23 protein-coding genes, 1 tRNA gene and 1 riboswitch are annotated in these 21,470 nt (G+C 42.4%); of the genes, 14 read left to right on the top strand and 10 right to left on the bottom strand.

Annotated elements, in window-relative coordinates:
* The first annotated feature begins 123 nt into the window (after nucleotides 1-123).
* Complete coding sequence (plsY, locus tag VCA1004_RS01965) at nucleotides 124-735, top strand: glycerol-3-phosphate 1-O-acyltransferase PlsY (RefSeq protein WP_086982174.1); 612 nt, start codon at nucleotides 124-126, stop codon at nucleotides 733-735.
* Nucleotides 736-896: 161 nt separating this feature from the next.
* On the opposite strand, the gene tsaD is transcribed toward plsY, so the two are convergent.
* Nucleotides 897-1,931, bottom strand: coding sequence for a tRNA (adenosine(37)-N6)-threonylcarbamoyltransferase complex transferase subunit TsaD (tsaD, locus tag VCA1004_RS01960; protein WP_086982173.1), 1,035 nt, complete (start codon nucleotides 1,929-1,931; stop codon nucleotides 897-899).
* A 229-nt stretch (nucleotides 1,932-2,160) separates the two neighbouring features.
* Between tsaD and rpsU the strand changes: the two genes are divergently transcribed.
* From rpsU to VCA1004_RS01935, 5 genes are all read left to right on the top strand, one after another.
* Nucleotides 2,161-2,376 (top strand): 30S ribosomal protein S21, encoded by a 216-nt coding sequence (gene rpsU / locus VCA1004_RS01955; RefSeq protein WP_017024921.1) that lies wholly within the window; start codon nucleotides 2,161-2,163, stop codon nucleotides 2,374-2,376.
* A gap of 30 nt (nucleotides 2,377-2,406) precedes the next feature.
* Nucleotides 2,407-2,850, top strand: a complete 444-nt coding sequence (locus tag VCA1004_RS01950) for a GatB/YqeY domain-containing protein (RefSeq protein WP_086982172.1) — start codon at nucleotides 2,407-2,409, stop codon at nucleotides 2,848-2,850.
* Nucleotides 2,851-3,157: 307 nt separating this feature from the next.
* Nucleotides 3,158-4,918 (top strand): DNA primase, encoded by a 1,761-nt coding sequence (dnaG, locus tag VCA1004_RS01945; RefSeq protein WP_086982171.1) that lies wholly within the window; start codon nucleotides 3,158-3,160, stop codon nucleotides 4,916-4,918.
* A 121-nt stretch (nucleotides 4,919-5,039) separates the two neighbouring features.
* Nucleotides 5,040-6,896, top strand: coding sequence for an RNA polymerase sigma factor RpoD (gene rpoD, locus VCA1004_RS01940; protein ID WP_126000516.1), 1,857 nt, complete (start codon nucleotides 5,040-5,042; stop codon nucleotides 6,894-6,896).
* 152 nt (nucleotides 6,897-7,048) lie between these two features.
* Nucleotides 7,049-7,125 (top strand) — tRNA-Ile (locus tag VCA1004_RS01935).
* Between the two features lie 62 nt (nucleotides 7,126-7,187).
* On the opposite strand, the gene VCA1004_RS01930 is transcribed toward VCA1004_RS01935, so the two are convergent.
* The 7 genes from VCA1004_RS01930 to VCA1004_RS01900 all read right to left on the bottom strand — a co-directional run bounded on the left by VCA1004_RS01930 (nucleotide 7,188) and on the right by VCA1004_RS01900 (nucleotide 12,819).
* Nucleotides 7,188-7,712 (bottom strand): RNA polymerase sigma factor, encoded by a 525-nt coding sequence (locus VCA1004_RS01930; protein ID WP_086982169.1) that lies wholly within the window; start codon nucleotides 7,710-7,712, stop codon nucleotides 7,188-7,190.
* A gap of 66 nt (nucleotides 7,713-7,778) precedes the next feature.
* Nucleotides 7,779-8,015 (bottom strand): thioredoxin family protein, encoded by a 237-nt coding sequence (locus VCA1004_RS01925; RefSeq protein ID WP_086982168.1) that lies wholly within the window; start codon nucleotides 8,013-8,015, stop codon nucleotides 7,779-7,781.
* A 9-nt stretch (nucleotides 8,016-8,024) separates the two neighbouring features.
* Complete coding sequence (locus VCA1004_RS01920; RefSeq protein WP_086982167.1) at nucleotides 8,025-9,008, bottom strand: permease; 984 nt, start codon at nucleotides 9,006-9,008, stop codon at nucleotides 8,025-8,027.
* 313 nt (nucleotides 9,009-9,321) lie between these two features.
* Nucleotides 9,322-9,984 carry a 3,4-dihydroxy-2-butanone-4-phosphate synthase gene (gene ribB / locus VCA1004_RS01915; protein ID WP_086982166.1) on the bottom strand — a complete coding sequence of 221 codons (663 nt, stop codon included), beginning with the start codon at nucleotides 9,982-9,984 and terminating at the stop codon, nucleotides 9,322-9,324.
* A 115-nt stretch (nucleotides 9,985-10,099) separates the two neighbouring features.
* Nucleotides 10,100-10,248, bottom strand: a riboswitch (FMN riboswitch).
* A 124-nt stretch (nucleotides 10,249-10,372) separates the two neighbouring features.
* Nucleotides 10,373-10,987 (bottom strand): acetate uptake transporter, encoded by a 615-nt coding sequence (locus VCA1004_RS01910; RefSeq protein WP_086982165.1) that lies wholly within the window; start codon nucleotides 10,985-10,987, stop codon nucleotides 10,373-10,375.
* Between the two features lie 198 nt (nucleotides 10,988-11,185).
* The gene (locus VCA1004_RS01905) at nucleotides 11,186-11,794 is read right to left on the bottom strand and encodes a mechanosensitive ion channel domain-containing protein (RefSeq protein ID WP_086984601.1); all 609 of its coding nucleotides are present in this window, start codon (nucleotides 11,792-11,794) and stop codon (nucleotides 11,186-11,188) included.
* An 11-nt stretch (nucleotides 11,795-11,805) separates the two neighbouring features.
* Nucleotides 11,806-12,819: a bile acid:sodium symporter family protein gene (locus VCA1004_RS01900; RefSeq protein ID WP_086982164.1), complete on the bottom strand. Its 1,014-nt coding sequence runs from the start codon at nucleotides 12,817-12,819 to the stop codon at nucleotides 11,806-11,808.
* A gap of 256 nt (nucleotides 12,820-13,075) precedes the next feature.
* On the opposite strand from VCA1004_RS01900, the gene VCA1004_RS01895 reads away from it, so the two are divergent.
* Both VCA1004_RS01895 and VCA1004_RS01890 read left to right on the top strand, forming a co-directional pair.
* Entirely contained in the window at nucleotides 13,076-13,465 is a 390-nt protein-coding gene (locus VCA1004_RS01895; protein ID WP_086982163.1) for a DUF3302 domain-containing protein, read from the top strand.
* Complete coding sequence (locus VCA1004_RS01890) at nucleotides 13,465-14,595, top strand: HlyD family secretion protein (RefSeq protein ID WP_086982162.1); 1,131 nt, start codon at nucleotides 13,465-13,467, stop codon at nucleotides 14,593-14,595. The genes VCA1004_RS01895 and VCA1004_RS01890 overlap by 1 nt, the downstream gene beginning before the upstream one ends.
* A gap of 161 nt (nucleotides 14,596-14,756) precedes the next feature.
* Here the strand turns inward: VCA1004_RS01890 and VCA1004_RS01885 are convergent, their stop codons facing one another.
* Nucleotides 14,757-15,992 (bottom strand): NAD(P)/FAD-dependent oxidoreductase, encoded by a 1,236-nt coding sequence (locus VCA1004_RS01885; RefSeq protein WP_086982161.1) that lies wholly within the window; start codon nucleotides 15,990-15,992, stop codon nucleotides 14,757-14,759.
* Nucleotides 15,993-16,065: 73 nt separating this feature from the next.
* On the bottom strand, nucleotides 16,066-17,133 hold the full coding sequence (locus tag VCA1004_RS01880) for a methyltransferase (protein ID WP_086982160.1): 1,068 nt from the start codon (nucleotides 17,131-17,133) through the stop codon (nucleotides 16,066-16,068).
* A 203-nt stretch (nucleotides 17,134-17,336) separates the two neighbouring features.
* Here VCA1004_RS01880 and VCA1004_RS01875 point away from each other — a divergent pair, with 203 nt between their 5' ends.
* Genes VCA1004_RS01875 through VCA1004_RS01850 form a run of 6 tightly spaced genes read left to right on the top strand, consistent with a single transcriptional unit; the run spans nucleotide 17,337 to nucleotide 21,463 of the window.
* On the top strand, nucleotides 17,337-18,083 hold the full coding sequence (locus VCA1004_RS01875) for a beta-ketoacyl synthase chain length factor (protein WP_086982159.1): 747 nt from the start codon (nucleotides 17,337-17,339) through the stop codon (nucleotides 18,081-18,083).
* Nucleotides 18,084-18,091: 8 nt separating this feature from the next.
* Complete coding sequence (locus tag VCA1004_RS01870) at nucleotides 18,092-18,889, top strand: lysophospholipid acyltransferase family protein (RefSeq protein ID WP_086982158.1); 798 nt, start codon at nucleotides 18,092-18,094, stop codon at nucleotides 18,887-18,889.
* Nucleotides 18,890-18,927: 38 nt separating this feature from the next.
* The gene (locus tag VCA1004_RS01865) at nucleotides 18,928-19,185 is read left to right on the top strand and encodes a phosphopantetheine-binding protein (protein WP_086982157.1); all 258 of its coding nucleotides are present in this window, start codon (nucleotides 18,928-18,930) and stop codon (nucleotides 19,183-19,185) included.
* Between the two features lie 21 nt (nucleotides 19,186-19,206).
* The gene (locus VCA1004_RS01860; RefSeq protein ID WP_086982156.1) at nucleotides 19,207-19,464 is read left to right on the top strand and encodes an acyl carrier protein; all 258 of its coding nucleotides are present in this window, start codon (nucleotides 19,207-19,209) and stop codon (nucleotides 19,462-19,464) included.
* Nucleotides 19,464-20,030, top strand: coding sequence for a COG4648 family protein (locus VCA1004_RS01855; RefSeq protein ID WP_086982155.1), 567 nt, complete (start codon nucleotides 19,464-19,466; stop codon nucleotides 20,028-20,030). Before VCA1004_RS01860 ends, VCA1004_RS01855 begins: the two co-directional genes overlap by 1 nt.
* Nucleotides 20,031-20,053: 23 nt before the next feature.
* The gene (locus VCA1004_RS01850; protein WP_086984600.1) at nucleotides 20,054-21,463 is read left to right on the top strand and encodes an AMP-binding protein; all 1,410 of its coding nucleotides are present in this window, start codon (nucleotides 20,054-20,056) and stop codon (nucleotides 21,461-21,463) included.
* The last annotated feature ends 7 nt before the right edge of the window (nucleotides 21,464-21,470 follow it).

Here is a 21,470-nt window from a genome sequence, read left to right as displayed (position 1 = left end):
AGTTTACGACTCATCGGATACCCAATTGAGATAAAAACACGTAAGATGCGAAAAATATACTATATCTAAGCAAATTGAAGTATATATTCCAATCATATCGTTTCACCACTGCCTAGGAAAAGCATGAGTATTTTGGCACTTATTATGATCATTTTCGCGTATTTACTCGGGTCAATCTCGAGTGCGGTATTGATCTGTCGTCTGTGCAAATTGCCCGATCCAAGACAGCAAGGCTCACACAATCCCGGTGCCACTAATGTGTTGCGCGTTGGTGGAAAATCAGCGGCAATTGCAGTGTTAGTCTGCGATATTCTCAAAGGAATGATCCCGGTTTGGCTTAGCTATTACCTCGGCATTGAACCTTTATTATTAGGCTTTATTGGCGTAGCCGCCTGCTTAGGCCATATCTACCCCTTATTTTTTCATTTCAAAGGCGGCAAAGGGGTGGCAACCGCAATCGGTACGATGGCCCCTATCGGTTTTGACTTAACTGGTATGCTCATGGCGACTTGGCTCGTCACTTTTTTTAGCACTCGCTATTCTTCACTCGCGGCTATTATCACCACTTTACTTGCGCCTTTTTACACTTGGTTAGTCAAACCGCAATACACAATTCCAGTGGCGATGTTATCTTGTCTCATCATTTTCCGTCATTATGCCAACATCAAACGCTTAATTGATGGTAGTGAACCCAAAGTGAAATCGAAAACCGCCACCAAAGAAGCGCAAGAATAATACCAATCACACTAATTAACCTCAGCTTCGGATAATTATGCTCAGATAATGAGTGCGGTTGATATCCCCCTCGTTCCATCTCCACGAATCCATGCTCACACAAACCCCACAGCATAAAAAACGGCAACCATTGGCTGCCGTAAGATTTATAGGTGTATGGGTTATTCTGCAATAGGAGCTACCGCGATGGGCTCTAATTGGTCAATCGGCCAACGAGGCTGAGCTTGTACAGAAAGATCGGTCATCTCACCATTACGTAAACGTTGCATTCCCGCATAAGCGATCATGGCACCATTATCAGTACAAAATTCAGTTCTCGGATAATAGACCGCACCACCGACTTTTTTCGCTAACGCTTCTAATGATAAACGAAGCTGTTTGTTAGCACTTACTCCGCCAGCAATAACGATACGCTTTAGCCCTGTTTGTTCTAATGCACGTCGGCATTTAATGACTAAAGTATCACAAACCGCTTCTTGGAAAGCATAAGCAATATCGGCACGCGTTTGTTCAGAATCATCATTTGCAGCAATCGTATTAGCGGCAAAGGTTTTTAAGCCAGAGAAGCTAAAATCCAAACCCGGACGATCAGTCATTGGTCGAGGAAACTTAAAGCGACCAGGAGTACCATTTTCCGCTAAGCGAGAAAGTAATGGACCGCCAGGATAATCTAAACCCATCAATTTAGCGGTTTTATCAAAAGCTTCACCAGCAGCATCATCAATTGATTCACCTAAAATTTGATATTCACCAATACCGTTAACTTCCACCATCATGGTATGCCCACCCGAAACGAGCAAAGCCACAAACGGAAAAGCAGGTGGATTATCTTCCAGCATTGGCGCTAATAAGTGTCCTTCCATATGATGAACTGGCACAGCCGGCACATTCCAAGCGTAAGCCAAACTGCGTCCAATCGTTGCACCAACCAGCAGCGCGCCCACTAAGCCAGGGCCTGCGGTATAAGCCACACCATCAATGTCGCTTGAGGTCAATCCGGCTTCTTTTAACGCCGCCTTAATCAAAGGAATGGTCTTTTTCACATGATCTCGAGACGCCAGCTCAGGCACCACGCCACCATAATCGGCGTGCAATTTAACTTGACTATAAAGTTGATGAGATAACAAGCCTTGCTCTTCATCATAGATGGCAATCCCGGTCTCATCACATGACGTTTCAATACCTAAAATTCGCATAATATTCTCACGACCGTCTAAGTCGATTAGTTGATTTTTCTTTAATTGAGCGTAATCTTACCGCTTCGGAAAAAATTTAACCAGATCTTACCTTGATAATGCTTTACAAATGGGTAGCGATCGGATTAAAATTCCGCACCATTTTTGATCTAGCTGATTACTTTACGTTCCAAGTTTGGGGCGAATTCAAAGATCAGCATTAACGAATAACCCCTGAGGTGAAAGGCATATGCCAGTAGTTAAAGTACGTGATAACGAACCGTTTGACGTAGCATTACGTCGTTTCAAGCGCTCTTGCGAAAAAGCAGGTGTTCTTTCTGAAGTGCGTCGTCGTGAGCATTATGAAAAACCAACAACTGTACGTAAACGCGCTAAAGCAGCGGCTCAAAAGCGTCACGCTAAAAAGCTAGCTCGCGAAAACGCACGTCGCGTTCGCTTGTACTAATAACTTAATCTCCCACTAAGGACTTAAGTTATGGCTCTGATTGACCAACTTAAAGATGAGCAAAAATTAGCGATGAAAGCCAAGGATAAATTACGCCTTGGCACTATCCGTTTAGCTCTTTCAGCCATTAAACAACGTGAAGTCGACGAACAGATCACTCTGAGCGATGACGACATCATTAGTGTGCTGACTAAAATGGTTAAACAGCGTCGCGATTCTGTTACGCAATATGAAGCTGCAAATCGTCAAGATCTTGCAGATGCTGAAAAAGCAGAAATTATCGTTCTTGAGGAATTTATGCCTCAACCGCTTAGCGAAGAAGAAGTGGCAGCTTTAGTTGATAAAGCTATCCTTGATTCAGGTGCAGCGGGCATGCAAGACATGGGGAACGTTATGGGGGTATTAAAACCTCTACTTCAAGGCCGTGCAGATATGGGCAAAGTAAGTGGTTTAGTTCGCGCTAAATTAGCTTAATCTTCCCAAATAAATTAAACCAAGCCGTGCACTTCTTTGGAGTTGCACGGCTTGTTTGTATATAAAAGGATACAAGGTTTCTAGTCCCTAGTTTCTAGGAAAACTATCTCTATTAACTTTAATCCACCAATAAAAACACACTGCAATAACAAGTGAAATATAGGTTATCGCCCCTAGGAACTAGGAACTAGGAACTAGGAACTAGGAACTAGGAACTAGGAACTAGGAACTAGGAACTAGGAACTAGGAACTAGGAACTAAATTATCATTTGCCCAACTTAAACAATCATTAAGAGTTTAAATTTTTATGGCAGGACACATACCACGTAGTTTTATTGATGACCTTCTTGCACGCGTTGATATCGTGGATCTGGTCGATCCGCGAGTAAAACTCAAAAAACAAGGTAAGAACTACGGAGCATGTTGCCCGTTTCATAATGAAAAATCGCCTTCTTTTATTGTTAGCCCTGACCGTCAGACTTATCATTGCTTTGGTTGTGGTGTACACGGTAATGCCATTGATTTTATGATGGAATACGAACACTTAGAGTTCGTTGAAGCCATTGAAGAACTGGCTCACTTACAAGGCTTGGAAGTTCCAAGAGAGCAACGTAGCGGCGGCCAGTTTTCAAATTCAGCCCCTAAAGTTAACGCTGAACAAAAACGTAATTTATACGACTTACTAGGCAGCATTAGCCAATATTACCGCTCCCAACTAAAAGTCGGCGCCAATAAAATCGCAATTGAATACCTTAAAAATCGCGGCTTATCGGGTGAAATAGTCCAAAAGTTTGGCATTGGCTATGTGCCCGATGAATGGGATTGCGTACGTAAAAACTTTGGTCAGCAAAAAACCGTACAGGATATGCTGGTTGAAGGCGGAATGCTGATTGAAAACGATAAAGGAAATCGCTACGACCGTTTTCGTGGCCGAATAATGTTCCCAATTCGTGACCGACGTGGCCGGGTAATTGGGTTTGGTGGTCGAGTATTAGGTGATGAAAAACCTAAATATCTCAATTCACCAGAAACCCCAGTTTTCCATAAAGGTAAAGAGCTTTACGGCCTGTATGACGTCCTACAAAGTCACCGTGAACCTGAACAAATCTTAGTTGTTGAAGGGTATATGGATGTGGTGGCCTTGGCTCAATATGGGGTCGATTATGCTGTCGCGGCGCTAGGAACCTCAACCACGGGCGATCATATGCAAATGCTATTTCGTCAAACCAGTACCGTGGTCTGTTGTTATGATGGTGACCGAGCAGGTAAAGAAGCCGCGTGGCGTGCCATGGAAAATGCTTTGCCCTACTTAACCGATGGTAGACAACTGAAATTTATGTTTTTACCTGATGGTGAAGATCCAGATTCTTATATCCGCGAACACGGTAAACAACAGTTTGAGCAACACGTATTTCATGCTACTTCCTTGTCTGAATTTCTATTTTCGACACTCATGCAACAAGTGGATACCAGCAGCAACGAAGGGAAAGCAAAATTGACCTCGCTCGCGGTTCCTTTAATTGAAAAAGTCCCAGGTGGTACATTACGTCTATACTTAAGGGACTTACTAGGAAAAAAACTCGGGTTACTCGATGAACGTCAATTACAGCAGTTAATCAGTAAAAACAACTCAACACAAACTACACCGCAACCGCATAAAGAAATCAAACGAACACCAATGCGAGTGGTTATTGCGTTACTTTTACAAAAACCCAGCTATGCTGAATTAGCGCCAGACTTAAATTCCATTCGTCAAATTGACTTACCAGGATTAAGTTTATTATTAAACGTACTTGATATTTGCCGAGAAAATCCCAATATCAACTCTGCACAGTTAATGGAATACTGGCGTAATCAAAAAAATGAAGCATTATTATCACGTTTAATGAATTGGGATATCCCCCTCAATGATGATAATGAACAAGATGTATTTTTAGACACATTGGATAAAATACTAGCTCAATGTGTTGAAAAACAAATAGAAACATTGCAAGCGAAAGAAAGAAGCTCCGGCTTATCAGTCGAGGAAAAACGGGAGTTGCAAGATCTCATTCTTCAACGTCCTTAGTTCAGCAACGCCCCAAGATCACGGTTCTTGAGTGGCGAGCAATGATTAAATTTGTTATAATTGGCGGTTTGCATTTCGCATACTAATATTCTTCACTCAGACCTCAAGTTGGATATCGTCGATGGATCAAAATCCGCAGTCACAGCTCAAGTTACTTGTCGCCAAAGGTAAGGAACAAGGCTACCTGACCTACGCCGAAGTAAACGACCACCTACCTGAAGAAATCGTAGATTCAGAACAGGTAGAAGACATCATTCAAATGATTAACGACATGGGTATCCAAGTCGTTGAAACCGCACCTGATGCGGATGATCTTATGTTGAATGAGGCCGTAGCAGATGAAGACGCAGCCGAAGCTGCAGCAGCTGCAGCAGCTGCACTTTCAAGTGTTGAAAGTGAAATTGGCCGAACAACAGACCCAGTACGTATGTATATGCGTGAAATGGGTACGGTTGAACTATTAACTCGTGAAGGTGAGATCGACATTGCAAAACGCATTGAAGATGGCATCAACCAAGTCCAATGCTCAGTCGCAGAATACCCAGGCACGATTTCTTATATCCTTGAACAATTCGATAAAGTTCAAGCCGAAGAGCTTCGCTTAACTGACATTATCTCTGGTTTTGTCGATCCAGATGATGATGGCAACGCAGCTCCAACCGCGACTCACGTTGGTTCAGAATTATCTGTCGTTGATGACGATGATGATGATCTGGATGACGACGATGAAGATGATGACGATTCAGAAACGGAAGAAGAAGAAGTTGGTATCGATCCAGAGCTTGCTCTAGAGCGTTTCACTGAGCTTCGCAATACTTATCAAAATCTTCAACTTGCTATCAACGAACATGGCCGCTCAAGTAAAGCCATCACTGATATCAAGCAAGAGTTTTTAGATGTCTTCCGTCAGTTCCGTTTAGTTCCAAAGCAATTTGACTACCTAGTCAACGGCTTAAAGAACTCAATGGATCGTGTTCGTACACAAGAACGTTTAATTATTCGTACTGTCGTTGAATATGGCAAAATGCCGAAGAAAGCCTTTGTTCAAGCTTTCACTGGTAATGAATCTTCCGATGCTTGGTTAGATGATATTTTATCGTCTGGTAAACCGTATGCAGACAAGATCAAACAAAGTGAAGAAGAGCTACGTCGCTGTATCTTCAAGTTAAAATCTATCGAAGAAGAAACGTCTTTGAATGTACAAACCATCAAAGATATCAGCCGTCGTATGTCAATCGGTGAAGCTAAAGCTCGTCGTGCGAAAAAAGAAATGGTTGAAGCTAACCTTCGTTTGGTTATCTCAATTGCGAAAAAATACACTAACCGTGGTTTACAATTCTTAGATTTAATCCAAGAAGGTAACATCGGTCTAATGAAAGCCGTTGATAAATTCGAATACCGTCGTGGTTATAAGTTCTCAACTTATGCTACTTGGTGGATTCGTCAGGCGATCACTCGTTCAATCGCAGACCAAGCACGTACGATCCGTATTCCGGTACACATGATCGAAACCATTAACAAATTGAACCGTATCTCTCGTCAGATGCTTCAAGAAATGGGTCGTGAACCACTACCAGAAGAATTGGCTGAACGCATGCAAATGCCAGAAGACAAAATTCGTAAAGTCTTGAAGATTGCTAAAGAGCCAATCTCAATGGAAACCCCTATCGGTGATGATGAAGATTCACATCTAGGCGATTTCATTGAAGATACCACTCTAGAATTGCCTCTAGATTCAGCAACCTCAACCAGCTTGAAGTTTGCGACTAAAGACGTTCTAGCAGGCCTAACCCCTCGTGAAGCGAAAGTTCTACGTATGCGTTTCGGTATCGACATGAACACCGACCACACGTTAGAAGAAGTGGGTAAGCAATTCGATGTGACTCGTGAACGTATTCGTCAAATCGAAGCAAAAGCACTACGTAAACTTCGTCATCCAAGCCGCTCAGAAACACTGCGCAGCTTCCTAGACGAGTAAGTAAGCTATTAGTTAGATCAAAAGGTGAGTGTTAAGCTCACCTTTTTTGTATCTACAATTTAAAATGGTTTAAGTGGATAAAAACTAAGCGCATTATACGAGCTCCTATCTAGACAGCACTCAGTCATTCCCCTATAATCTTCCAACAATTCGGCCCCATAGCTCAGTTGGTTAGAGCGCACGACTCATAATCGTTAGGTCCACAGTTCAAGTCTGTGTGGGGCCACCATATACAGAAAGGCGTAGCAGGTTAGTAACCGCTACGCCTTTTTTTGTATTTTCAGTTTTGGGTCAAGTATTTATACCTTTAAAACAACAAACCACACCGTCTTCTTTCTTCACTTGGCACTGTTCAATCAGCAATGTTTTTAATTTCTTGCGAGCTCGAAGTAGTCTTGCTTTGACAGCACTTAACGATAAATCATATTGCTGCGCATACTGTTTTTGGGTCAGTCCTTGCAAGTCACATAACTCAATCACTGACCTCTCAGAAGGTGATAACATTGGCAAGATGATAGGTAAACACGTTTGCATTTGCACAACGGTATCTTGCTCTATTTTATGGCTAGGCACATTGTCATCAATCTCTTCGCTTAATATTTGTTTTCGCAAAACATCAATATAGCGATTCTTCACGACTTTAAATAACCAAGACTTTGCATCATCTAAGTTACAAAAACGGTTAGGATTTTTCATCGAACTTAAAAAGACATCTTGCATGATATCTTGTGCAAGCTCTTGATCTTGCGTTTGTTTAACCAACCAATTGAAAATCAATTTTTCATTGTCATTCCACGCTTTTAATAAACACTTCATCTAATATAGGCTCTCTAAAACGAACAATAAGATGCCTTTTTTAACTTAGGCATCTTATCAACTTGTTTATTCACTGAGTAATTGCATCACGACCTCTTTGCTAGGCACTGATCCCGTATGCTTTACTACACCATCAATCGCGACCCCTGGAGTACTCATGATACCGGCTAACATGATTGCTTCTAAGTTAGTGGTTTTCTCAACCGATACCTTGATATTCATATCTTGAGCCACCTCAATGAATCGGTTTACGGTTTCAGTACAATTAGCACATCCGGAGCCATACACATTCACTTTTTTCATAGTCTACCCTTAATAATAGTAATTAAACATCCAGCCAATCAGCGTGATCGCCACAAAGATGTATCCTGCTAACATTGCAAGTAAGCGATATGTCATCACTTGCTTGAGCATAATAAATTCCGGCAAACTTACCGCAACCGCACTCATGCAAAAGGCCAAAGTCGTACCAAGAGGAACGCCTTTATCAATTAAAGACGCCATAATCGGTACAATACCGCTAGCATTGGTATACATTGGAATTGCAATCAAGGAAGAAACTAGTACTGACCACCATTGACCTGCTGATAAGTTTTCTTTAAACCATTGCGCAGGAATGAAACCATGTATCATTGCGCCAATCCCAACACCAACAATGACCCATTTCCAAATACGTTTAACAACCGCAAGCATTTCTTGTTTGGCAAAAAGGTGATGTTCTTTTAATGACAATGTTTTGGTGGTTACTACATCCACGGTATTGCTAGCTTGCTGCTCATGTTCATAAATATTGGCCAAAAATGGCTGCAACCAACGATAGGATTTAGTCATATCAATTAAAAGGCCAGCAACCACGCCTAATGAAATGCCCAAGATGATATACATTAAGGTGAATTTAATCCCTAATATCCCGCCAAGCATGATCACTACAACTTCATTGATCAGTGGCGAAGTCACCAAAAAGGCCATGGTGACCCCCAAAGGAATACGTGCTGAAATAAATCCCATAAAAAGAGGAATGGAGCTGCATGAACAAAATGGCGTGATCGCCCCAAATGTCGCCCCTAATACATACCCCACCCCTTTTCTTTTGCCTTGTAGGAAATCACGCACACGCTCGACATTCAAAGCTGCTCTTAAAAATGCAATGATATAAATAAGCAAAACCAATAGAACTAAAATCTTAGAGGTATCTTCGATAAAAAAATGAATAGCCTCTGCACTAGGAGTATGGCGAGGTAAGTTGAAAGTATCGTAGGTCAACCAATTCGCTAAGGTAGTAAAAATTTCCAGCATGATGTAATGCACCTTTCATTCAATCTATACTCCTAACACGTAGCAAAGAAAAAAAGGATGCACAAAAGAGGGTTTTTATCTCGATAACAATGGCAATAACTAGATAGCAATAAAATGGTTAATCTCAAGAAAATTGAAAATAAAAAGTTAAGAGCGAGTAAATACACTGTTTATCAACGTATACTCATGAGTAGATAGCGATAAAGCAGCAGCCCTCTTAATCAATAATCTATTTTTAATCACACCAAAAAACGAGGCAGTCGCTCATGACTGCCTCATATCATTATTTCGTCAATATAGTGACTGAAAAAACCTACGCTTGCTTCTGAATAAGTGATTCTCGATACATCACAATGTCATCGATCGTTAACACTGGCATATTGTGTAATTTACCAAAGGCGACGATTTCTTCGGCTCTAGCCATGGTGCCATCTGGGTTAGTGACTTCACATAACACTCCTGCAGGATTCAAGCCGGCAAGTTGCATCAAATCCGTCGTACCTTCGGTATGACCTCGGCGAGTAAATACTCCACCTTGGCGAGCACGCAGAGGAAAAACATGGCCTGGGCGTGCCAGATCATCCGGTTTAGCATCGGCAAAAATCGCGGTTTTTATCGTAGTTACGCGGTCGGCTGCTGATACACCGGTCGTCACGCCTTGTTTGGCTTCAATCGACACAGTAAACGCCGTTTGGTTTTGGCTGTTGTTATTGACCACCATTGGAGGTAATGCAAGTTGATTTGCCTGCTCATCCGTCAAGCATAAGCAAACGATACCACTACCTTCGCGGATCATTAAGGCCATTTGAGTATCGGTTAAGGTTTCAGCGGAATAAATAAGGTCGCCTTCGTTTTCACGGTCCTCATCATCTAAGACAAGAACACCTTGTCCCTGTTTTAATGCCATAAGCGCTGCTTCAACACGCTCAAAAGGGTTACCGAACTCGGCAAGTAAAGAAGGTTGGTTCTGATTCATGGTAATGACTCCTGTAGGTACCAGAATCAGGGCTATTTTTAAGAAGGGATCAAACAGCACTTGGCGAGATACCAAGTACGATCAATACAAGGCCGATAGACTTGAGTCTAACGACATTTATCCTCTCCCATCCAGACTATTACTGTCGGCTCTGGCTTCTCACCAGATCTGCTGACCTCAATCCGAAGATTAAGCGCTCGCGGGCTGATAGCTTCATCGCTATATACCGCCGGTGGGGAATTGCGCCCCGCCCTGAGAATAATTAATAAAACCCACACAATGTGGGAAGCCCATGGTATTACAGAGATCAAATAAAATCTAATATTCAGATAAAAAAAACCTCAGCACAACGCTGAGGTTTCAATCACTAAAAATAATTAAGCGAAAATTAAGCTGCGGCTTTAATCGACTCAACAGCAGCCGTTACTTTCTTCTCACCAATAGGAAGAACTGTACGGCCGTATTCCAAATTAATGATAGTTGCTACTGCAAGGTAAACCGCGCTAGAACCACAGAACAGGCCAACAATACCAGCAATAAAGCCAATCGTTGCATTACCAGAGAAATCACCCGCTGCTAATAAGAAGAACAGAATCGTCAAGCTACCGAATACCACTTGTTTAGCCACTGGATAACGAGGCAAAGTCGCAATAAACATGAAGCCAGTAAAGATACCCCAAATAGTTAGGTATGACGCTAAAAAGTGCGCGGAGGTGGCTTCACCAAAGCCCATGCTTGGCATCAAAATCAAGCCAACTAATGACAACCAAAACATGCCATAAGAAGTAAAGGCAGTAGTACCAAAAGTATTACCGTTTTTGTATTCCATGATACCGGCGATCACTTGAGCAATACCGCCGTAAAAAATACCCATCGCAAGGATCACTGAGCTTAATGGGAATAAACCTACGTTATGTAGATTTAAAAGAATGGTCGTCATACCAAACGCCATTAAACCTAATGGGCCTGGATTTGCTGGTTTTGTAGTAGTTGCGGTTGACATAGTTTTACCTGATTAAAATATAGTCGGAATATAAAAAAGCGGCGTATTATTGTCGAAGAACACCGCTTTGTAAAACATTTTGTCAGTTAACTCGCAAAAAACTAATTTAAGTCATAAAAGAGCGTGACATCCCCAGCTAAATAGACTCTCTATTAACCACGCTTTATCTATAGATAGCAGGAGCTTAGTGTATTTTAGTCACTTAAAACTCGAGTGACGCACAGGTAATGCTCTCTTATTCCCATTTTTACCTTTTACTTCTCCCGATTTTGTGTCTTCTACTTTTACTTCTGGCTTATTTTTCAAAACAATCACAGGGCGAGTCATGAATAAGTTATTCGGATAAAGTACGCTGTCGCCTTCCAAGTTACGTAACTGAACATTCATAAAGCCCATTTCGATGATCTCGCCTTCAATAAAATTTGCCCCATCAATCACTTTCACCCAACGACCGACACGACAATCATTTTGGGTAAATAAAATCAAAAAACTGGTTAAGTTACTCAATAAAGACCAACCAGCAAACAGCGCCACCCCCAACAAAGCAAACATTGAAGAGCCCACTACCAGTAAGCCTCGAAGCTCAATCCCCCACAACATCAATAACAAACAAATCAGAATGATCGAGGTTAAGCTATTAATTAATAGGCGAGCCCGCTGTTTTCGGTGAGGGCTGATCCCCGCTTTCATGCTACTTAAAAATATTCTTGCTGGCATGCGTCTTAGCATCGGGTAGAAGACCAACACTAATATGGTGATAAACCACTTATAGTAATCTTGCGTGAACAGCAGCCAATCTGTATTCATAAGCGTCGACATTAAACATTCACCTCTTTTTGTTGCTCATGCTCTATGGCTTGCTTTTGATAGCGATTTGCCAAGAGTGCGCAATAAAATATCTGTAAGGGATGATAAATCATTATCGGTAACAGCAGCATACCTAAACGTGGGTCGGCACCAAAAATGACTTTTGCCATCGGCACCCCTGCCGCTAAGGTTTTCTTACTTCCGCAAAAAACAGCAGCCACTTCATCGGCACGTTTAAAACCCAAACGTTGGGCACTCCATTTCATACCATTCACGATCACCAGTAAAACCACGGCACAAATCGCCACTGACAATAAAACATAATCCAGTGAAAATGAATGCCAAATCCCTTCATTAACCGAATCAGAAAAGGCATTAAAAACAATCAGTAAAATGACATATTTATCTAATTTATTCACGCTACTTTTATGCTTTTCAAAAAACGTCAAAATAAAAGGTCGAACACATTGCCCAACAACCATTGGCAGCAATAACATCTGCGCAATCGAGGTCACTGAAGACATCACATCAAATTGAGCACCTTCCAAGCCCATAAAAAATTGAATGAATAATGGGGTTAAAAAGATCCCGAGCAGGCTCGACAATGAAGCATTAAAAATAGCGCCGGGAATATTACCGTGTCCAATCGCCGTCATGGCAACAGAAGAGGAAATGGTGCTTGGTAACACAAACAAAAAACAAAAGCCGAAAGCTAAGGCACTAGGCATAAACACCAAAAACGCTTGCCCAAAACACACCCACAATAACGGGTAAACAATAAAGGTTGCCGCTTGAATAAACAGGTGCAATCGCCAGTTTGCGACCCCATCTCGCAACGCAGTCGGTGACAGCCCAACGCCATGCAAAAAGAAAATCAAAGCGATACCTAACGTCGTGACTTTATCTAAATGCAAAACACCAGCACTTTTCCCAACATTAGGAATAACCAGCGACAACAAGATGGCCCCTACCATGGCCAACAAGAACCACTCTTTTTTAATTAAACGAACAACATTGGTCTTCATACAAGCGATTCCTTTTAGCCTTGTCTTTGAAGTAAGAATTTAAGCAATTTAGCAATTACGTTACATAATGTGAATAAAAGCACTGAAAAATGGTTACATATCATTTAGATAATGGGATACTGATTTACGAGCCTTTTTTGCTCAATTTTTGACTAACATACTGCTTAACCTATAATAAATATTCACTTATCAGATGCGATTATAGGATTAATTGACGTAGTTTATACCCAATCTATTTTGAGAACAGGTAACGACCATGACATTAGATTATGTGGCTCTTTGCATACTTATCTTTGTAGTGTTGGTGCTATTTTATGGCATCATTGCTATTCATGATATCCCTTATGAAATATCCAAAAAGCGCAATCATCCCCATCAAGATGCTATCCATGTCGCTGGCTGGGTAAGTCTTTTCACTCTTCATGTTTTATGGCCATTTTTATGGATCTGGGCAACCTTATGGCGTGCAGACCGAGGATGGGGCTTTACGCAAATCCAAACCGAACAAAATAATATCCACCAAAAAGTAGATGAATTAAACGATCAAATCGTGCATTTACAACAACAATTAACCGAATTAAATAAAAAAGAAACCACAACCAACCCCACCAGCAAGGCGGATGAATCAAAAGGAGAGTCAAACTAATGGAAACCATCATGACTCTGACTTATATCGCCTTCTGTATTGCGATTTTTAAAATCTTCCGGATTCCATTAAATAAATGGACAGTACCTACCGCTGTATTAGGCGGTATCGTACTACTTGGCAGCGTATTCTTATCCATGAACTACTTCCAACCATTTACCCAAGTCGGTGGACAAATTTATACCACCACGCCAATGGTTTCGAATATTCGCGCCCGAGTGGTGTCAGTGGATGTAGAAGCCAATACTTTAGTTAAGCAAGGCGATCCTCTGGTTCACTTAGATGACACACCTTTTAAAGCCGCCGTTGTGAAACAAAAAGCCGCATTAGCTGCTGCTCAACAAAATGTTCTGGTTCTGGAAGCCGATTACAAGCAAGCGGCGGCGAGCTCAACCCAAGCTTTGGCTGAGCGAGATCGTACTCAACGTGAATCAGCTCGTTACCAAAAAGGCTATAAGCGTGGCGCATTTACTTTGCAACAAGTGGATGACAAACAACAAGCTGCTAAAGCCGCTGAAGCTGCTTATCAAGCTGCTCTTGCGAATGAAAAAGCCGCAGAAGCTGCCTATAAATCTGAAATTGATGGCGTTAATACCACAGTCGCAGAAGCACAAGCGGCCTTAGATAAAGCGCAATTTAACTTAGACCAAACGGTAGTTCGCGCTCCAACAGACGGTTATGTCACTCAGTTGGCTTTAAAACCCGGTGTAATGGCAGTACCGCTTCCTTTTAAACCGATTCTGACCTTTGTCAGTACTCAAGATACTTACTTTATTGGTGCCTTCCGCCAAAACTCGACTTTGAACATTAAAGAAGGCGATGAAGCGGATATGATCTTCCGCTCATTACCAGGCAAATCGTTTAAAGCAGAAGTAGTTCAAGTACTCCCAGCCATTGCTGAAAGCCAAATCCAAGCCAATGGCAGCTTACTCGGCACCAATGCTCTACAAACTCATGGTCGAATCATGGTGAAATTTGAGCTAAAAGACGATATTTCTCAATATAATTTACCTATGGGTGCTAATGTAGAAATTGCGGTCTATTCTGGAAAAATGGAAGAGTTAGCTTTGATTCGTAAAATTTTGATTCGCATGAAAAGCTGGCAAAACTACGTCTATTTCGACCATTAATAGACAAGCTTAATACTAATCACGCTCATTCACCTCAACGGCGAATAATTAGATGATTTAAATTAGCTCAGTGATTTAAAGTAATTCTGTGATAAAAAATAAGCCCTGTCATGCAGGGCTTATTTCATCTCGAGCGAACTCATAGCAACAACATCAATCCATTACAAACACAGTTCAGCCAGTGTACTTAAACGCTTTTGCGGACTCGCCACATAAGGGTTGGTTTTATCCCAAGCGTATCCGGCTAAGATTGAGCTGATTTTCTTCTTAATTTCAGGATTGGCTTGTTCAAAAAACACCACATTTTGGAAGCGCCCGTCATACCAACCTTCAACATAAGCTCGGAAGGTATCAACGCCGACCATCAGTGGTTCGGCATAATCTTTATTCCAATCTACCGCTTCACCATTAAATTGACGAATCAAAACCTCGGTCGCTAATTCTGCTGATTTCATCGCAATCGTGACACCGGATGAAAATACCGGATCTAAAAACTCTCCCGCATTGCCTAATAATGCATAATTCTTGCCCGCCAAATGCTTAACGTTGGCAGAGTAGCCACCAATTTTTCCACTCATGTGACAAAAATCTGCATCACGAAATAGACGTTTAAGATGTGGCTCTTCTTGAGTCAGCTGCTTTAAGGCTTCAATATTATCGTCTGGATAAGCCTCAAAAAACTCCGGGCTTCCCACCACTCCAACTGAGCACACTCCATGACTAAATGGAATTAACCAATACCAAACACTGGTATTTTCTGGGTGCACATAAATAGTGATTTTATTGCGATCATAATCCAGCTCACGTGCCAGTTCTGGCGATATATGATCGGTAACATGGGTAAATAATGCTTGTCGTGGCGGCAAATTCGATGGCTGCTCTAACTCAAGCAGACGAGGCAACACTCGCCCGTAACCGCTGGCATCCAAAATAAAATCTGCCTGAATTTGATAGGCTTGCTCATGCTGATCTAACACAGAAATAACCGGCTTAGTCGATTCGACATTCACGTGCGTTACCGTATGTTGATAACGAATCTCGACTCCTTGCAGCTCGGCTTCATCTGCTAATAGCTTGTCAAAAGTGGCGCGCGGTACTTGAAAGGTGGTGCCTTCCCCTGCGGTGTACTTTTGCGTGAAATCAAAATGGGTATATTGATCTTGATAACGAAATGCCGCGCCATTTTTCAATTGGAACCCTGCTTGATTAACCGCATCAAACAAATTGGCCTTTTTAAGGCTCTCCATACAAGCTGGCAATAAACTTTCACCAATTGAAAAGCGAGGGAAAAGGCTGCGCTCAAGTACCACACAATCAATATGATGTTGCTTTAAAATAGCCGCGGCAATAGAGCCAGATGGCCCAGCGCCAATAATTACTACTGATGTTTGTTCCATCTTATCCACTCTTAACGGTTCCTAGGTTTGAGAAAGTGTTCTTGTGTTTGAAAACATATCCCAGTGATAAAGATTAGTTGGCTTTCAAATGCAATAAGGTATGACCTAAACCAATGTGATCGATCCGCTCATTGACCGTAAAGCCTGCCTCAGCAACGATTTCTAAGAAGTCTTCGCTGCGATAAAAACGGCTGTTACCATTGGCAAGACACGTAAAATACAACGAGGTCGCATTTAAGCTATACGACGCGGCTTCGTAACGTTGTGCATCCCAAAATAACTCTAAGATATAAACGTCCGCATTCTCCGACATCGCAGCCCGTACTCGACGTAAAATGCTTAAGATTTCCATTGGTGAAAAACAGTCTAAAAATTGACTCATCCACCACACATCAGCACCTTGCGGTAAGCTTTGCTGTTTATCGAGTAAATTCGCTGGGAAAAAGTCCACTCGCTCAGCAAAACCATGTTGTGCAATGTTTGGTTTCGCCAACTCAATCTGCTGAGGGAGATCAATGATCGTTACCTTAACTTTCTCATCATGCTGACAGCATTGCAAAGTCCACTTACCCGTATTTCCACCAATATCAAAAATACGCTGTGGTTGATTAGAGAAGATTTTCTGCAATAACACCGGGAAGGTATTATCGGAATAAAAATGATCAAACTTAAACCAGCTTTGTTTGGCCTGTTCTGGTAGTTGGGATAACCCTTCATAAATGGTCGCCCACTCACCTAACTCTTTAAGACCTGCGGGCGTGCCCTCTTTAATCGCTTCGGTTAAGTGCATCATGCCGGCATAACAAACATCTGCGGTAAAATCCATATTAGCGATCGTCATGCCATCTCTTAATAAAGAGTGTCCTAATCTCGCCAGCACATAATGTTGCTCATTCCAAGTCACGATATGTGCGCTGAGGCCCATGTCTAATAACACTTTGACGCCATATTCCGACACTTGAGTCGCGTCAGCAATTTGTTGTGCCGTCATACCTTGTTCTGGTTGGGTTTCTAATGCGGCTAAAATTCCCAAATCACGTAATGTTCGTGCGGTATGAAAAACAATGGGGGCAAAGGCTAATTTCTGCGCTTCTGTTTTGGCTTCTAATGCTGAATAAGGATCATGCCGATATGGTTTCACAATAACGTCTCACTAATGAATATTCTCAATTAACAATAATCAAGTTTGATTGGCTAAAATGAACCTAAAGCATAGATTCATATTAATAACTTGAAGTAACTTCATGTTTTTGTACCAATAAAGTCACAAACAAGATAGCACTCACATCAATAAAAATGGTATTTTTAAATAATGTTTTGAATTATGGGGTTCAATAGACACAAATGAGCACTATTGCATTTAATCTTGAGCAATGGCATGCCTTGTCACCAGGAATAGACACACCACAAGCTTGGAAAAATCATTCTTGGGACCAATTAGCATCATCAGATGAAGCTCAGAAGCCTCTGTCGACGCCTCTCATTCCAGCCATGATGCGACGCCGCATGAGCCCACTCAGCAAAGTGGCACTCCAAACCGCCTTGCACCTTCAGCAAGCTCATGACGCCCCTTTTGATTACCTCGTTTTTTCAAGTCGTCATGGTGAATTGCCGCGTACTGTGGACTTATTACAACAAGTCTTACAAGGTGAAGAAGCTTCTCCAATGGCGTTTTCTCAATCGGTGCATAACACCAGCGCCGGATTATTTACCATCGCCAATAAAAGCCCAATTCCTGCGACCTCGCTTGCAGGATGTGAATCGAGCCTACATCACGCTTTAATTGAAAGTTGTGCTTATTTGGCGGAAAACCCATCCCATAAAGTTTTATTGATTGATTTTGATGCGCCACTTCCTAAGCCTTATGATCAATTTGAAGCCACGCCCACACCGCCACTTTATGCTTTAGGTTTGATCCTGTCTCATGGCACGACTACCCGCTTAACTTGGCAGCCTCAACAACCCACTGAGCAAGCGACGAAAAGACCATCACAAACTCTCGATGTTATTAAGCATCTCGCTCATCAATCCGATCAATGGCAAATTAATGACCACCGTAATCATTGGCTTTGGCAAAGAATATTGGCATAAATGAACACATGACCCAGACAACACTGACTTTTTCACAACACTGCAATAAATATTGGCGTGTCATCGCAACGGGCACCTGCTTTGCGATCTTTGGTCTGGGCGCATTAGGGCTAACCTTTATCGTTTTTCCACTGATGACCGCTACCATTCGTCAGCAAACTCAACGAGAACTCCGAGTTCAATCCATCATCCAGCGTGCCTTCGCTTTATTTTGTCGTACCATGAAATTCACCGGTGCGATTGATTACCAATTTGATAATATTGAAGCGCTGTTACAAGACCGCAATTGTTTGATCGTCGCCAATCACCCAAGCTTAATTGATTATGTACTGATCGCCTCTTGCCTCCCGCAATGTGACTGCTTAGTCAAAGCGGCAATTTGGCATAACCCGTTTATGAAAGGTATAGTGAAAGCCGCTGGCTATATCCCGAATCGCGACCCTGAAAGCTTATTAGATGACTGTAGCCAACGCTTAAATCATGGTAATGTCCTGCTGATTTTTCCTGAAGGCACACGAACCACTCCCGGTCAGGCATCAAAATTACAACGCGGTGCCGCACAAATTGCAGTACGCACACAACGGGACTTACGGGTCGTGCATATTAGCGTGAACCCCAGCTTTTTGACTAAACAAAAAAAATGGTATCAAGTGCCTGATACAAAACCCTTTTTTCATATTGAAGTGAAAGGTAAAATCCAAGTTGATGAATTTATTAAACACAGTGATTCACCAACTACCGCAGCACGTCAGCTCAACCGACATTTATCCAGTGCCATATTTCCCGATATGGCGCACAAGCATTAAAATAACAAAGCAACTTTAAAATATTTAGGCAGGTTATAGTGGAACAACTACACAACGAATTAAAAGCATTGATCATTGAAGCGCTCAACCTTGAAGATATTCAGATTGAAGATATCGACACTGACGCTGCGTTATTTGGTGACGGCTTAGGTTTAGACTCTATCGATGCACTTGAGCTCGGGTTAGCCATCAAGAAACAATACCATGTCGTGATCGACGCCGATGATAGCCAAACTCGTGCCCATTTTGCTTCTGTGGCAAACTTAGCAAAATACATTTCGAGCCAACAAGCGTAATTCCAATCAGGCGTAGACATTATGACAGACATGAATAGAGATGAAGTATTCAACAAAGTAAGAGAGGCTTTTGTTGAGTTATTTGAAATCGATGCAGATGACATCAAACCAGAAGCTAAACTCTACCAAGAGCTTGATCTTGATAGTATTGATGCGGTAGATCTTGTTGTGCACTTACAAAAACTGACAGGTAAAAAAATTCAACCTGATGAGTTTAAAGCCGTTCGCACCGTCGACGATGTGGTCGATGCGGTCGTTGCGCTACTCAAGGAAAAATAATGCGATTCATCACGGCTTTATCTGGCTTATTGCTGCTGGCTTATCCGGTGGCGGTATATTACGGATTAAGCCGCTGGGGGCTTGGCGTGATCGCAGTGATCTTTGCGCTGTTATTTCTGTTACGCATCGTGGCCGGTCATCGTGCCAAGCTCAAAGAATTGAAATACATCGCTTGGTTAAGTGGTGGCGCAGGCATTGTGCTCACCTTATTGGCGATGGTATTTCGTCAACACGGCTGGCTAACTTACTACCCGGTGGTCGTCAATGTCTTGCTATTTAGCTTATTTTTTAGCAGCTTATGGCAACCACAGACCATCATTGAACGATTAGCACGGATACAAGAGCCTGAACTACCGGAAAGTGGTATTGGTTATACTCGAAACGTCACCAAAGTATGGTGTGCCTATTTCGTAATTAACGGTGCAATCGCCCTTTATACCTGCTTTCTTTCACTGGAAATTTGGACTTTATATAACGGCTTAATCAGCTATATTCTTACCGCAGCTTTATTTGCCGGTGAGTGGCTGGTTCGTCAACGACTCCGTCAGTCCATGTCGCAATCATGATCACTATGAGTACAACCACCAGCATGACTCCAATTTCTTTTTTGCCAATCTCTCAACTCATGAGTCGTCAACGCTCATTGAGTCACCCTATTGCGGCCATCCTCAGTGAAACGCCACACCACCAACATCTGGATTGGCAAACCTTTAAGCGCGATATCATCCAACTGCATCAGCACTTGCAAGCCACTGAGCAGCAACGTTGGGCGATCTGTTGTGACAATAGCTATTGGTTTGCAGTGGCCTTTATGGCGGCGGCGCATAGTCAGAAACACATCATTATCCCTGGTAACTTACAACCGGCGGCATTGGCCGAGTTGTCGTCACAATTTGATGCCATTTTATATGATGAAGCTATTGATGTAGCCTTTTTATCAGGCCATCCGCAAGTGCAACTGCCATTATCCAGCGCCCAGAAAGATCAAGCAGATATCCAATTCTCCCCGTTAACTAACGTCGATATCACGTTATTTACTTCCGGTTCGAGTGGTCAACCTAAAGCCATCCATAAACCGTTAGCCATACTAGAAAAAGAAGTCGCCCAACTGGAAGCGACTTGGGGGGAGTCTTTACGTGGAGCGATCACCGCCAGTACGGTCTCACACCAACATATTTACGGTTTGTTATTTCGCATTTTATGGCCCTTGTCTGCCGGTCGCCCTTTTTGGGGACACGATTGGCAATACCCCGAACACATTATTGAACATGCTAATTCCGACACCATCTTAGTCAGCAGTCCGGCATTATTAAAACGCTTAGCGCCACATCACACTCAGCAGGCGATTCGTGCGATTTTCTCCTCTGGTGGCCCGTTGGATTTTGCGTCCGCGCAGCATTGTCAGACGCTGTTTGATTACCTGCCGCATGAAGTCTTGGGCAGCACTGAAACCGGCGGGATCGCTCATCGCCAACAAGTGACGTCACAACAACCATGGCAAGCTTTTACCGGAACACAAATCGCCACCAATCCAGAAGGCTGCTTACGCATTTTTTCGCCATTAGTCGATGAGCAACATTGGTATCAAACCGCAGATCAATGCGAGATCGTTGATCCCCAACACTTTGTATTAAAAGGTCGGGCCGATCGCATCATCAAAATTGAAGAAAAACGCATTTCTTTAACCGAAATTGAAAAGCGCTTACACCAATTGGCAGAGGTTGCTGAAGCGGCGGTGATTCCTTATCAAGACACTAACAGGCTAATAACGGCGGCAGCGATCACCTTAACTCCCGAAGGTGTATCTCGTTTACATAGCTTAGGCAAAGGACGCTTTCATCTGATGTTAAGAAAACAATTACATCAATGGATTGAACCTGTCGGCATTCCTCGCCGTTTTCGCATCATTGAAGAAATCCCGCTCAATACCCAAGGTAAGCGTCTAGTAAGCGATATTGAGCAACTTTTTCATTCTACACAAGCCCCAATCCATGAGTAGTCATCCT

The organism is Vibrio aphrogenes (assembly GCF_002157735.2).
GTDB classification, from domain to species: Bacteria; Pseudomonadota; Gammaproteobacteria; order Enterobacterales; family Vibrionaceae; genus Vibrio; species Vibrio aphrogenes.
This window is presented reverse-complemented; position numbering and strand designations above follow the sequence as displayed.